The 13232-nt window shown below is 56.8% G+C and carries 13 protein-coding genes; 7 read left to right on the top strand and 6 right to left on the bottom strand.

Features of this window, described 5'->3' with window-relative positions; translation table 11 throughout:
* The first annotated feature begins 134 nt into the window (after nucleotides 1-134).
* The gene (locus DTX69_RS29655; protein ID WP_119305210.1) at nucleotides 135-1340 is read left to right on the top strand and encodes a sugar-transfer associated ATP-grasp domain-containing protein; all 1206 of its coding nucleotides are present in this window, start codon (nucleotides 135-137) and stop codon (nucleotides 1338-1340) included.
* Nucleotides 1341-2314: 974 nt separating this feature from the next.
* Here DTX69_RS29655 and DTX69_RS29650 read toward each other — a convergent pair.
* Entirely contained in the window at nucleotides 2315-3616 is a 1302-nt protein-coding gene (locus tag DTX69_RS29650; protein ID WP_119305209.1) for an aminotransferase class III-fold pyridoxal phosphate-dependent enzyme, read from the bottom strand.
* A complete protein-coding gene (locus DTX69_RS29645; RefSeq protein ID WP_119305208.1) occupies nucleotides 3613-4377 on the bottom strand; it encodes a cytidylyltransferase domain-containing protein in 765 nt (254 codons plus the stop codon). Before DTX69_RS29645 ends, DTX69_RS29650 begins: the two co-directional genes overlap by 4 nt.
* A gap of 393 nt (nucleotides 4378-4770) precedes the next feature.
* Between DTX69_RS29645 and DTX69_RS30520 the strand changes: the two genes are divergently transcribed.
* Entirely contained in the window at nucleotides 4771-5031 is a 261-nt protein-coding gene (locus DTX69_RS30520; RefSeq protein WP_162917696.1) for a hypothetical protein, read from the top strand.
* Between the two features lie 51 nt (nucleotides 5032-5082).
* Here DTX69_RS30520 and DTX69_RS29640 read toward each other — a convergent pair whose 3' ends face one another.
* The gene (locus DTX69_RS29640) at nucleotides 5083-5601 is read right to left on the bottom strand and encodes a GNAT family N-acetyltransferase (protein WP_119305207.1); all 519 of its coding nucleotides are present in this window, start codon (nucleotides 5599-5601) and stop codon (nucleotides 5083-5085) included.
* Between the two features lie 350 nt (nucleotides 5602-5951).
* Here DTX69_RS29640 and DTX69_RS29635 point away from each other — a divergent pair, with 350 nt between their 5' ends.
* Both DTX69_RS29635 and DTX69_RS29630 read left to right on the top strand, forming a co-directional pair.
* Nucleotides 5952-7349 (top strand): surface carbohydrate biosynthesis protein, encoded by a 1398-nt coding sequence (locus DTX69_RS29635; RefSeq protein ID WP_119305206.1) that lies wholly within the window; start codon nucleotides 5952-5954, stop codon nucleotides 7347-7349.
* Between the two features lie 117 nt (nucleotides 7350-7466).
* Complete coding sequence (locus DTX69_RS29630; RefSeq protein WP_119305205.1) at nucleotides 7467-7814, top strand: hypothetical protein; 348 nt, start codon at nucleotides 7467-7469, stop codon at nucleotides 7812-7814.
* Here the strand turns inward: DTX69_RS29630 and DTX69_RS30515 are convergent.
* A complete protein-coding gene (locus DTX69_RS30515; protein WP_284736157.1) occupies nucleotides 7769-8236 on the bottom strand; it encodes a recombinase family protein in 468 nt (155 codons plus the stop codon). The genes DTX69_RS29630 and DTX69_RS30515 overlap by 46 nt on opposite strands.
* Nucleotides 8237-8843: 607 nt before the next feature.
* On the opposite strand from DTX69_RS30515, the gene DTX69_RS29620 reads away from it, so the two are divergent.
* Together DTX69_RS29620 and DTX69_RS29615 are read left to right on the top strand one after the other, a co-directional pair.
* Nucleotides 8844-10166: a DUF4910 domain-containing protein gene (locus tag DTX69_RS29620; RefSeq protein WP_119305203.1), complete on the top strand. Its 1323-nt coding sequence runs from the start codon at nucleotides 8844-8846 to the stop codon at nucleotides 10164-10166.
* Nucleotides 10163-11032 carry a class I SAM-dependent methyltransferase gene (locus DTX69_RS29615; protein WP_119305202.1) on the top strand — a complete coding sequence of 290 codons (870 nt, stop codon included), beginning with the start codon at nucleotides 10163-10165 and terminating at the stop codon, nucleotides 11030-11032. The genes DTX69_RS29620 and DTX69_RS29615 overlap by 4 nt, the downstream gene beginning before the upstream one ends.
* A gap of 659 nt (nucleotides 11033-11691) precedes the next feature.
* Here the strand turns inward: DTX69_RS29615 and DTX69_RS30510 are convergent.
* Nucleotides 11692-11856 carry a hypothetical protein gene (locus tag DTX69_RS30510; protein ID WP_162917694.1) on the bottom strand — a complete coding sequence of 55 codons (165 nt, stop codon included), beginning with the start codon at nucleotides 11854-11856 and terminating at the stop codon, nucleotides 11692-11694.
* Between the two features lie 747 nt (nucleotides 11857-12603).
* Between DTX69_RS30510 and DTX69_RS29610 the strand changes: the two genes are divergently transcribed.
* On the top strand, nucleotides 12604-12876 hold the full coding sequence (locus DTX69_RS29610; protein WP_119305201.1) for a type II toxin-antitoxin system HicB family antitoxin: 273 nt from the start codon (nucleotides 12604-12606) through the stop codon (nucleotides 12874-12876).
* A gap of 18 nt (nucleotides 12877-12894) precedes the next feature.
* Here the strand turns inward: DTX69_RS29610 and DTX69_RS30505 are convergent, their stop codons facing one another.
* Nucleotides 12895-13065, bottom strand: coding sequence for a hypothetical protein (locus tag DTX69_RS30505; RefSeq protein WP_162917693.1), 171 nt, complete (start codon nucleotides 13063-13065; stop codon nucleotides 12895-12897).
* Nucleotides 13066-13232 lie beyond the last annotated feature (167 nt).

Below are 13232 nucleotides of genomic sequence, written 5' to 3'. Positions count from 1 at the left end.
TATCGCTGCAGACAGCACGGAGTGCGGATCGTCTATTGCGCAGAGCCGTTTGAGAACGATGACGGCCCGCTGTATGCAATCGTCAAAGCCATAAAGCGTGCGATGGCGGCCGAGTATATCCTCCGCCTTTCATCGTGGGCCGACACCTGCCGCCTGCCGATGCACCGGCCGGTCGCGTGCACCGGCTGTGTAACCAGGCGCTCTGGCCTGCCGGCGATTTCATCGCCGGTGGCCGAAACCTCGTGCTGATCGCTTTGTGGCCGTTCATCGCCGCGGTCCGAGGCTGGAAGCAGTTGCGGTTGCGCGGCGCTACGTTCCACCGCCTGACGGGGATCTCGCAGCGGCGGCAGTTTGCGGACATGGTGCGGCTGGCAGTCCACCATCGCGTGCCACCGATCTACTACTATCGCTACGAGCTCCATCGTCCGGAGCAGCAGAAGCGCGCAGCCGACTATCTATGGCGCTACCAGACGAAGGAGATTGCATACCGTCTGCTCTATCCGACGGAGACCGACACGTTCGTGCCGGCCCCTCTGAAGGATAAACTGGGCTTGGCGCGCTATTGCGAGATGCACGGCCTGCGGCATGTGCCCACGCTTGCCGTGTTCGAGGATGGTCGGCGCGTCGACGGCGGCGAGCGCTTGCCGCCGGACGACCTGTTCCTCAAGCCCGTGGTGGGCAAGGGTGGTGGCGGCGCGGAGCGCTGGCACAGGATTAACCATGGTCGCTACCGCAACACCAAGGGACAGGAGGTTGATGGTACCGCCCTGGTGGCACGCATTGAGGAGCTTTCCCGCAAGGAGCCATATCTGGTGCAGCCGGCGCTCACCAATCACGCTGCTCTGTCCAATCTGAGCGCCGGCGCCTTGTGCACGGCCAGGATCGTGACCCTGCGTTCCGAGACGGGCTGGTACGAAGCGACCAACGCCGCGTTCCGCATGCCCAGCAGCGCAACGTCTGCGGTCGACAACTTCCACGCCGGGGGTGTTGCTTCAGCGGTTGATATACGTACCGGCGCCCTTGGCCCAGCGTCAGACCTCGGCACGGAGCGGTCACGCTGGCACGAGCAACACCCATTCACCCATGCTCCGGTTGCGGGCCGCCAGCTTCCGATGTGGCGCGAGGTCATCGAACTGGTCCAAAACGCGCATCGGGCCTTTAACGATTACGTGCTTATCGGGTGGGACGTTGCGTTCCTGGATGACGGTCCCGCGCTGGTCGAAGGCAATCGCGGCCCGGACATCGACATTCTGCAGCGGACCAGCAGGGGGCCGATCGGTAACGACCGGTTCGGCGAACTCCTGGCGTACAATCTCGAACGGCGGTGGCCGTTATTGTAGCAACTTACGTAGCAACGATCATACGATCCACTGCACATGTCCGAATGCACGACGTCCGGTCGCCGACAGGGCATATCGGTGCCACGACGAGATGTTTCCAGATCAAGGTATGTTGTTGAGTGCGCTGGACCTCGAACCATCTGTCCGCAATCCAGCCGATACGGTTGTCCTTCGGTGAACTTTGGACGCGACGACATCCCAAACGGGGTGCGGACCTGTAGCGCTATCGATGTCGGCGCGACGACGCGGTCGCGCACGCTTCGAGACCGTCCCTGACAATCGCTCCTCGTCGCCAGTGCCCTAGAAGAGATTAAGAGTCTGGCGCAGAGTGCGATTGGCAGCTGAGTTTTAGGTGCTAGAGCAGAGCATGGCACAAGATCAGCTAGAACTCCCCGCAAGTGTTAACCACGATACATTTTGTCGTGAACTTCGATGGACAGTGCCATCCCGGCTAATACTAATCATTCAGCGGATGTATCGAAGGAGCTGCGGCTCATCCGCCTCGATCTATGGGCCGTTTAATTACCGAGAAGATAGTATGCGGTCTGAAGGGGCCCCAGCTTGCAACAATCTCTTTGCAGAATTCGCAGCTGAGCTCACCGCCGCTTCGGGGAAGATCTTCGTTAACCAAGCAACTGTATACTGCCCCGCACTTTGGGCAGGTGACCGTCTGAGCTTCGTCATTGAACGTTTCCATAATTGAACCCTAGATCCACGCCACTCGACGGGTCAAGTGTTGACAGTTGTCTCACGTTCGGGCCACGGCTGGAGGATAGATGACTGTGAGGTGCGCGCCATGCCCGAGGCACCACAGTTGATCCGACGTTCCTCGACCTCACCGCGAGGCAATGCATCTGCCTGCTGTGCCACTGTGGCCGGCGCGTCCAGATCCCTAAGGATGCCCTTGTTACATCCCGGTTGTCTCTAGCGCGTAGGGACTCCGCTGCTCGAGCCACACGGAGATATTCATCCGGTCATCTCACTCTAAATAAGGGCTCAAGCGGTTGGCATAGCAATCTTCGTTCGAGACTACGATTTCTTACTGCATCAGCGACTGAACCGAGAACCTCGTCGTGTACCGCGAGCAACCTCGCAATGTCGCCGTCAGTATGGGCATAGGACATGTTGTGTGTTCCCAACGAAAGGATGCCCCTCTTGAACCATTCTTGAAGAAGAAAGGTCTTGATCTGCCATACACTGTAAGGCCCAACATCCCTTACATTGACGAAGGACCATGTGGGATCACCACTTACTGATACAATGTCGTCAATTTGGTGCGTTGATATCAGCGCCTGTACACCTTCGATCACCTTCTGACCCTGGCGGCGCAGAGTATCGATCACTGGCTCACGTCGCAGCTTATTCAGCGTCGCAAGGGCTGCCGCCAGAGACAAGGTCTCCCCGCCGAACGTGGAAGAGAAGAATATGTCCTCCATCAGCCGCATGACTTCGGCGCGACCGGCAAGCGCTGAGACCGGGAAGCCATTGGCCAGTCCTTTGCCGAAAGTGGCGAGATCTGGTACAATTCCAAAACGTTCCTGCGCACCGCCGTTTGCAAAGCGGAAGCCCGTGATGGTTTCGTCGAACACCAGCAGCGCGCCGTGCTGATGAGTGATCTCGCGCACACTTTCCAAGAAGTCCGCGGTAGGCAGCGAGACGTTCATTGGCTCCAAAATCACTGCGGCAAAACACCCTGGCCGCTCAGTAAGCAGCGCACGAAGTGAATCGATATTGTTGAATTGAAACGTGTGTGTCAGGTCGCGCGTGGCCTGCGGCACCCCGCGATGTCGCGCAGTCGAGCCGATGTACCAGTCTTGCCAGCCATGATAACCGCAGACAGCCACATGGTCCCGGCCGGTGAATGCGCGAGCCAGCCGAACGGCGCCTGAGGTCGCATCCGACCCATTTTTGCCGAAACGCACCATCTCTGCACATGGCACCATATCAACTATGGCTTCCGCGACTTGCATTTCCAACGGATGAGGAAGCGAGAAGATGACGCCATCCTTCAGCTGTTCTTGAACAGCTGACACGACATCGGGATCGTTGTAACCCAGCGTGATAGATGCAAGAGCGTTTATGAAGTCTATGTACTCGTGACCATCCGCATCCCAAACTTTGCTTCCTTGACCACGGATCACGAAGAATGGCGAGACACCAAACGGAAACTGGGTCTTGCTCTTGGAAAACGTCTGTGAGCCAAGAGGAATAGTTTGCAGAGCGCGTTGCAGCAATATCTCTGAATTTGCAAATCTGTTTCCACCTGACCCATTCATCTTAGGCTGGCCTCCTTCGCTAGAGTTTTTGCGAGCCCCTCATTGCGTTTGTGGTGCAAGTTGTGATCTCGCCAAGCAGGGTTTTCGTGCAGCCAAGAAATTACATCCGCGGTCGTAAAGGCCGGATTGGATGGATAGAGAGCGCCATATATGGCCTCGATCAACTCAAAATCGGCAGGCTCATCCACTGTCCAGCGCAGATGAGAAACGTCGCCATTTTCATTTGCGACATTTTTAATATTGAAGCGATCGGGACGGCGCCTGACAAACAGCGTGACATGCTCGCGTTCCGCTGGATTCGTGGCCTCCTCATGCGCAGTGTTGAGGGCGCCTGCTTTCACTGCTTCCACATCTAAGCCATCGGGATAGGTTGGGGGCGACACGTTACAAGTGTAATCGGCTTCACAAGCCAGATGGGTAGTGACCACACGATCGATGACAGCGGGGTCAGTCAATGGACAATCGCCAGTCAAGCGCACGATATGGTCGGGCATGAAGGGGGTCGCTGCCTCTACGTAGCGACGGAGAACGTCGTCGAGCGATCCCCGATAGACGTCGATACTCGCGTTGCGGCAGACCTCTGCCAGGGGATCATCCATGGGGGTGTCAGACGTAGCCACTATCAAATGTGAGAGAGTGCGCGCCCTGCGAATCCGTTCAATCTGCCGCAGCAACATCGGCTGATTCAGGATGGGCCTCATCACCTTCCCGGGGAGGCGCGTCGAGGTCATGCGCGCCTGCAGAATGGCTAAAACCTTCATAAATCACCGTGTGCCTTTATAAACTCTCGAGTTTGGCCAGCGTCGAGGAACTTCCTCGACCGCTGCAAACGAGCACCGATCGGGTACGGGGCTTTGCCTTCGCTGACAAGACCGAAAAATGGCTCCACAACGGCTCATCGTGCTTTGAACGCACCAATCGGAGGCATGTGCCCGCGAGCCGGGTTGTGACGAACGGACGACATAGGTTAGTATTCCTAGATATTATTGATGGGCGGCCACCGTCAGTGTTGTTAGACATGCTGGAATCACTTGCAAGTCCCAGCCTGATTGCTATCCACTAATAAATGCGCTCTTTTTGATTGGCCCACGTAATTTTCATTGCAACAATGGAAGATTTGGGCAAAACAAGTCGGTTTCTAGGGGGAGCGAGTTGTGTTGCTGAACATCTCACTATTCATCGCCGGAGGCGCGCTCGGCGGCGCTGTCACGTGGTGGGCCACAAAGGCTCATCTCTTGAAACGCCTCGATGCACAAATTCCAGAACTGTGTTCGTCGAGCGAAGCCGTGCATCGCACGTGCGTAGAACAGTCAACGAAAATCCGCGGAGCAGCCGTCGAGATCAAACCGAAAGACCCAAAAACCGTTTGGCAAGACGAGTGGGATGATTACGATACTTACGACTGGGCGGTCTAACAAAAACTGCTCTTGCTGGCCTTTATAGATCAAGCCTCGCTTGGCAGGGCTCTACAACGTCTTGGTCCAACTGTACTGAAGATCGCCGTTAGGGCTGTTCTCGATCTGCCTAAAGCCGGCCTTCTTGAACGCTTCGCACGATCCAACGTTTCCCTGCTTTATTCCGGCGTTAATCTCAGAGAGACCCAATTCGTCTGTTGCAAATTCTACAATGCGGATGATCGTGCTGGTGGCCAGCCCCATCCCCCACACCGACGTATCAAAGATGCAGATCCCAAGGACCGCGCGCGAGCGGTTCCATTCAATGCCGTGTAGCCGCGTCGTGCCGACCAGCTGGTGGCGGTAGTATATACCAAAAAGAGCGTTGGAATCGCTGTTCCAGTTGTCCACTACATAACCCCGCATGTTTTCCGCGTTCCAGCCTCCTGGCGGCGGAGGTGAAAGGAATTTGAAGACCACCGGATTATTTAGCCCCTCAGCATATGCCTGGGTAATGTCGCACCCGAGCATTGGGCGAAGAATGGCTTCCTTTGAAGTACGCAGAATAGTCAGTTTCCAATTCGGGGGCATTGCCTTCTCCCTTGGTCGGCAGACTACCGGACGCGGGTGCTGTCGTGTATCCGCCAAAATGAAGACGAGATTTCGGGACGAAGAAGACCGGCCTGATTCGCTCTTAGCAGGACAACTCGCTGCGTACCCAGCCTAAGGTCCCGTGTCCTGTCGGGACCCCCTGACAGACGCGCCTGCCAACTCGGCAAGATCTTTCGTTCGCTAGGAAACATGGAACCTCTCTGCTGCTGAAGGGGCACGAGTAGTGGCCAGCACTCAATTCTCGCCCGTTCCTCGAAGGTATAACATCATTGCGCGCCGACTGATCGTCCACTAGACATCGGCGCAATTTAGCAACTCAGAGTAAAGGCATGCCGCAGAAGCCGGCCAAGATCATCTATTTTCCCATGGAGATCACCTCCCGTGAGCTGGATTCTCGGCTCCTGCTCACCAGCTTTGCGGCGTCCCGCGGATTCGAGGTGGTGCTCGGCCAAAAATGGCTGCTTGAACGTAACATCGAATTCATGACGCCGGGTGTTTATCTTTCCAAGACCCTGACCCGGCGCGATGCAAAGACGCTGAAGCGGGCCAGGGCGGCTGGCTACATAACCGCCGCAATTGACGAGGAAATTCCCGGGCTTGTCGTTCATGATCGCAAATTCTGGTGGGTATCACGGGACGCTGTCGAGAATGCCGATCTGATCTTCCTGCCGGGCACCTACAATTCCAGTGCGTTCGGCGCCAACTTCGAGTTGGGGGAAGACCGCCTCCGCCGGGTGGGCAATCCACGCTGGGACCTGTTGCGCCAGGAGCTGCGTTCGATTTTCGCACAGGAGGTCGACGACCTGCTCCGGCGCTATGGCGACTTCATCCTAATCAACACTAACTTTGGAACCACCAACTCCCAGAAGGGTGATGCCAGACAGATGATCCAGGGGCTGATCGACCAGGGCAAGGTCGACGCCAATGATACCGAACTGTTGCGCGACCTTGACCGCATCGTTGCGATGGAAGGCGCAAACCGAGCCACCCTCATTGAGCTGCTTCCGGCAATGGTGCGGCGCTTTCCCAACCAGCGCATCATCCTGCGACCGCATCCTAGCGAAGACGTCGAGAACTGGCATAAGTGGCTCGCACATTGCCCACAGGTCCAAATCGTGCGCCAGGGTGCTGCCGTTCCGTGGATCCTGGCCTCGCGCGTTCTCATCCATACCAATTGCACGACCGGAGTCGAAGCGATCGCTCTGGACAAGCCCGCGATCTGTCTCTTGCCAACAGAAAGTTCTGTTAACCGGCGGTATCTCGCGAACCTTGTCAATCCCGTGACTACCAGTGTGGCCGATACGTTGGTAGAGCTTGAGCGAGTGATCGCCGCGCCGGAATGCTGCTACAGCACGAGTATGATTGACCGCTTCAGGGACAGCATGTCCTTCGATCCCAATTGCCTCGGCGCCGAGAGCATGATCGAGGACATCCTGGCGCTTGGCAACGCGCGCGGCTGGTGCGAGTCGTCCGGTATGGTCAGTAACTGGCGCACCTATGGCGGTTATCGCTGGCGCCAAAAGGATAAGAATGTGCGCGGCATTCTGTTTCCCGAGAAGAGCCTGGATGGTGTGGCAAGGCGCCTTGAGCAGTATGCCAGCTTGCTTGGACTCGACGATCGGCTGCGGCTAGAAGCTTGTGGTAGCAAGACCATTTTGGTCTCGGCGCGGCCGCTGTCGTTTGGAACACGAATCCGCCGGGCGATTGGCGCCCTCAAGCGCACCTGATGACTGCTGCAGATGCTGAGAATAAGGATGCATCTGACCGCCCCTTCCACCAGTTTTCAGATCGGGGCGTACCGCAGAAGGTACTAATCATACTGTCGATGGAATGGAACCGACGTCATGAAAACCGCCGATCTAGAACTGCAGGAAGCTGGCAAGACCGGCCGGTCATTGGGTTCACTGCTTGGACTCGGCGATGCCAAGAAAGCAACGAAATTCAAAGCAGGCACGCATCCGTCCGCGGGCGGTCCGACAAGCGAGAGGACCCAGGTCAGTCAGTCCATCGCCGACGTGTTGAAGCTGCTGCGCGCCGATCAGGTTACGAAAATCGGCGTGCATGGCGACAAGGGCTTTTTCGATTCGTTCAAGACGCAGGCCGGCGAGATCGAGTGCCTGTGGTTGTCGAACGATTTCGTGGTCGATCAGCCGCTCGGCGCGCTGCCGCTCATCGGCGAGCGCACGCACTGATGCGACAGATTCCCATTACCCGATTTCCGCATCGCCATGTGTGTCGCGCGGCCATGCTTCGCGATGAAGCGGCGAAGCCGCGTCAGTATTTCATCGTCGGTTAGGGCGCGCATCTCCTCTTGCCGCCGTCTTCGCGCCTGCTCGAAGATTGACGGCTTGATGATGGTGGCGAACGCATTGGGCTTGCGTATCCATTCAGACGGATCGTTCAGTCTGCACCCGCTCTGTAGTTTGGTGCATACTCTGTTGTAGACGGCCGTGCCGATGTACTTTTCTTCCAGAAGCATGCTTCCGATATAGTAAGAACTCCACAGACGGCTAAATCGCGTCGGATAGCCTCGGGAGTTCAGATATGCGGCGATCTGGCCGGTCGTCTCGCCAAGTTTGACATACCGCCGGAAAATCGCCCTCACGATGCGCACTTCGTTCTTGGGACCAGGCGCGAGTTCAACGTGACACCCTTCAAGCCTCTTCTTGCGGCGAGTAGTTCTTCGGAGTGGCTTGCCATCATGGCGAACCAGCGGGATGGTGGCAATGAACCTAAGACAGGCGACTATGGACGATGCCCTAGACGTTTCTCGCTTGGCGGAACGATCCCGATTCCGTTGCGACGAGCAAGACAGGCAATCCGGTGGAGAAAGCCGATCACCTGCGATGGTTTTAAAAGGCGATCGAAGATCCAGACCGCCTCATACTGATCGCAGAAGAGTACGGGCGAAAACTCGGCGTGGTCCGGTTCGTCGCTCGACCGACTCTTGGCTGGTGAGCATCAACCTGGCGCCGCAAGAGCGTGAAAAGCGATATGGGCGATCGATCCTCGCGACGGGGTTGGAGTTTCATCGTGCAGCTGTAGGGTCGTGCTGCCTGGCTCCTGAGATAAAGGAGGACAACGTAAAGAGCTTGCGCCTTTTTTGAGGGTGTGGGCTTCGCAAGGCAGGGCCTGCGCGACGGATTCCACCACCTCATTCGAAATTACCTTCTTCCCATCGCACTTCCGTTCCCAGCATAGAAAGGTTATGGTTGCACTCCATGACATATCCGCTACCCGAAAACGCGTTTCCAGACTCCGAGGCGGGAGCGCGGGCGTATGCTCTAGCGAAAGAGCTATTCCCGATCTGCCGAAGCATTACCGGCCGAGGGGTGCGCGAAACACTGGCAATAATCGCCCGCGAGATCCCCGAGTTGATGATTCACGAGGTTCCGAGCGGGATCAAGTGCTTTGACTGGACTGTTCCGCCTGAATGGTCTGTGCGCGAAGCCTATATCGAGAACGAGCGCGGGCAACGGATTGTCAATTTCAAGGACAACAACCTGCATCTTGTCGGCTATTCGATTGCTGTCGACCGGATGCTGTCGCTGGATGAGCTGCGCCCGCACCTGTATTCTCTGCCAGGCATGCCCGACGCTATCCCCTATGTGACCTCGTACTACGCGGAGCGTTGGGGCTTCTGCCTGTCACATCGGCAACTGACCGCACTTGAACCAGGGAACTATCGCGTGCGGATCGATTCAACCTTGGCGCCAGGTGGCCTCACTTACGGCGAAGTCATCCTGCCGGGACAGTCGAGGGCAGAAGTTTTCCTCTCCACCTATGTATGCCATCCATCGCTGGGCAACAACGAGCTCTCAGGCCCTACAGTCGCAACAGAACTGGTCCGATGGATTCGAAGCCTCCCGCGCCGACGCTTCACATACCGCGTCGTTTTCATCCCCGAGACCATCGGCTCAATCACGTATCTGAGCCGCCACCTGCCAGAACTGAAGGAGCGGGTCATTGCCGGCTTCAATTTGACGTGTATAGGCGATGATCGCGTGTACTCGTATCTGCCTTCGCGCAACGGAAAAACACTCGCAGACCGGGCCGCGCTTCACGCCCTGAAGCATCACGCCGCAGACTTCATGCGCTATGGTTTTTTGGACCGTGGCAGTGATGAGCGGCAGTATTGCAGCCCCGGAGTCGACTTGCCTGTCGCTTCGATCATGCGAAGCAAATACGGCTCTTATCCGGAGTATCACACTTCGCTAGATGATTTGTCCCTGATATCGCCGGCTGGGCTCGGGGGCGGGATAAATGCGATCGCGAAGGCAATCTTGACCGTCGAATTGAACCGGGCCTATCGCGCAACCGTCCTCTGCGAGCCGCAACTGGGCAAACGCGGTCTTTATCCAACTCTGAACGGGCCGGGTGGCCGTCATATGGGGCGCCTCCTGACCGACATCTTCACATATTGCGATGGTGAGCATGACTTGCTTAGCATTGCTGAGCTATTAGACCTCCCAGTTTGGGAACTGGTACCTGCGGTCAGGCAGTTGGCCGATGCCGGGCTGATCGAACAAGAGGACAAAGTATGACGGACAAGAGCAAGCCGAGCGTCGCTGACCACTACGATACGGTCGCCGCCGACTATCATCAGATGTATCAGCGGGAGAACCTCGAAAAGCTAGACAGCTACCCGGCTAATTATTTCCGGCTCCAGATCCTTGCGCGCCGCATCGCCACTCTTGATGCGAAGCGGATTTATGAAATCGGCGTTGGCGAAGGCACGCCTCTGGTTGCTCTTGCCAAGATGGGGCTTGAGGTTGCCGGGTGCGACATATCGCAAGAGATGGTCAATGCTGCTCGCCAGAATTTCGAACGCGCTGGTCTCTCTCAGGAGCTGATCCAGTGGGGCGATGTCGAGGATGCCACGACGCTTGTTGGGCAGCTAAATTCTGGCAAATTCGATGCCGTCATAGCGGCGGGCGTCCTCCCCCATGTTCGCAATGACCGTCTGATGCTGGAGACGGTCAAAATGTGCCTCAAGCCGGGCGGAACAGCCCTCATTGAGTTTCGGAACAAGCTGTTTTCGCTGTTCACGTTCAACCGGCGCACCCGGGATTTCATCATTGACGATCTGTTAGCCAGCGTTGCGCCCACCATCAAGGATGCAGTCGCGGCAGAGCTTGACCGCCGCTGTGACTTGTCCCTTCCGCCGATCCAGGCCTATGACCGCATTCTGTCGAAGTTCCACAATCCGTTTGAACTGCAGGAGCTGTTCAGGGTTTGCGGATTCGAGGTCGTGACCATTCACTGGTACCATTATCATCCCGCCCCGCCGATGCTGGAGAAGCAATTGGTCGAGTTCCGGAAAACGGCAATGGCACTTGAGCACGAGGGGAGTTGGCGGGGTATGTTCCTTTGCTCAGCAGGGGTGATCGAAGCGCGCTTGCCGGGCTGACCCGCTGTAGCTCGACAAGCGAAGCGCCGACAACTGAAGTGATCCTCGGCCTGCGCGTTACGCAAGTCGCGTCTCAAATGAACGTGTCTTTAACAAGTAGTGTGATGCGGGTTCGGTCGTGGGTAGCCCAAAGGCTCAACACGTAACTTGTTGATCTTGCTAATTGCGCATCACGATCCCGCAATCCGACTCGCTCTATTACTCAGCTCAGGCACATTGTGTCGCATACATCACCGGCATCTTTTGCCCCAAGATGATCGCCGATGTCGTGGAAGACTTTAGACGGTTGGCTCAAAAAGTGTGATCCCAATCATCTGTTGAAGCCATGTGATAGCGTGGGTATCACATCTCCGCAGCGGCTGACGAAAGAGTGATCACTCTTTGGGAGTATCGTCCATGATCACCGTTGAACGTCCGCTCATATCAAAGCTGGTCGCACTCAGTGACGATTCCACTATCTTGGGATACACCCGGACGGACGATCCCAAAAGATTCCTCCGTGAACTCATCGGTGGTCACAAGCTGGACCATCAAGTGCGGAGATATGAGGTCTGCCCGCTCGGCACAGATGATCTCAGTCATTACTATGACTTCGATGCTAAATGTCTCTTATCGAGGAACCCATCGTCCGAGGAGGAATGAAGATTGAGAGCGACAGCTTAGCGTTTCGGCCGCGCGGCCGCATCGGTTTCCTGCTCCGCCGCGTACGAGCGCTCCATGCGTCGAATCCACCATCGCAAGCTGCCTTCGAGCAGGCCAAAGCCAATGGCGACCGCCACGAAGATCGGTAAAGCTATTGCGACCCAGTCAGGCAATTGATCCATGGTCTGGTGTCCACCTATCGACTCTTGCCCAAACAAACGAATGACGTGAACGCGCGCACTATGAAGACGATCTATTCTCCTTGAGCCAGCAGAGTAGTCGGAGCGTTACTGGCGAGAAGCCGCTTGCGGTTCGCTTCTGTTGCCTTCAGACGCGTTTGGTGAAGGCCTTCAAACATGTCGTAGTTTGAAGCTTTGGGGCGCGGCTCGGCGCTCTGAGAGCGCTTCGAGGGCGAGTTCGATTTTCCGTCAGCAGTCATTAGATTCCTCGTCGCTGGGGTAATTGGCCGTGAACTTAGAGCCTTAGCCTCCGAACGTGATGTCCTCAGAGGCAGGCCTGGAAATCAGGCCGATGTTGGCGAGTGCAAGAAAGATGGCCACGGCTATCACCACAGCGGTGATACCATTGACAACAAGTCTGAGTGCTTGGCGTGCTTTAAGCATCCGATGCTCCGCTGTTTGGGCGGGAGCACGAAACTCTCTCAGGCGCCAGCGGGCCAGGGGCAGTGAAGCCGGCGATGCATAGAACCTAAGAGGCTTCTCCCGAATCACCTAGCACTTTCTTTGTGCATTGCACGGAGTGCACTATAGGGCGTAGTGTCGGATCGGAACGGGCTCCTGGACCGCACTTCCCGCCTTCATCTGCCCGGATCATTTGTCCAGTCCATATGCTGAGACTCGCGACGTTCGGCGTCGCGTCCAAATCGCGCACTTGTCTGCGCCGTCAACGATGTTGGATGAAAGGTACAAATGAACTACTACATCGCTATTTTTGCACAGTCGATTGTCGGCGAATGGCGCGTGTTCTTCCCCGACTTTCCAGAGTGCGAAGCGCGGGGGTTCACCGTGCAGGATGCGACGTTCGTGGCAGAATCGGCGCTCATGCGATGCGCACAGGAAACCGGCACGCTTCCAAAGCCCCGCGATATCAGCGAAATCAAACGCGATGCAGAATGGCTTTCCCGGCATCAGATCGACTTCGCGGGCCCGGTAGTGGTCAGAATGATCCCGCTTGCCGCATAATCCCGGCAAAGACTGACCTTATCGGATTGGCTGTTCCGGCGTGCGGCACTGGCGCAAACTTCCATTGACCAGCGCCATGATCTGGCTGCCGCGGTTCACGAAGAACATGATGATGTCGTAGATCGCCTTGCAGGCCTTGACGAAGGCAGAGGCCGGATTGAGCAGCCCGATCAGCCACGTCGAAACCATTACACGATTCTACGCCCCTTTTTATCAGGTCAAGTCGAGGATGAAGGACTGGAAACCAGCCGCTTGATCCTGGCGGACGAATCCTAATGTGTCGAACAGGCGCAGGCTTGGCACGTTGTCGTCTTTGACTTCTGCAAGGAGTCGGCAGGGCCCAGCATCGGCGCGCA

This window comes from Dongia deserti, from assembly GCF_003574735.1.
GTDB lineage: Bacteria > Pseudomonadota > Alphaproteobacteria > Dongiales > Dongiaceae > Dongia_A > Dongia_A deserti.
Note: the sequence above shows the minus strand (reverse complement) of the source record. Positions and strands in the feature narration are given on the sequence as shown.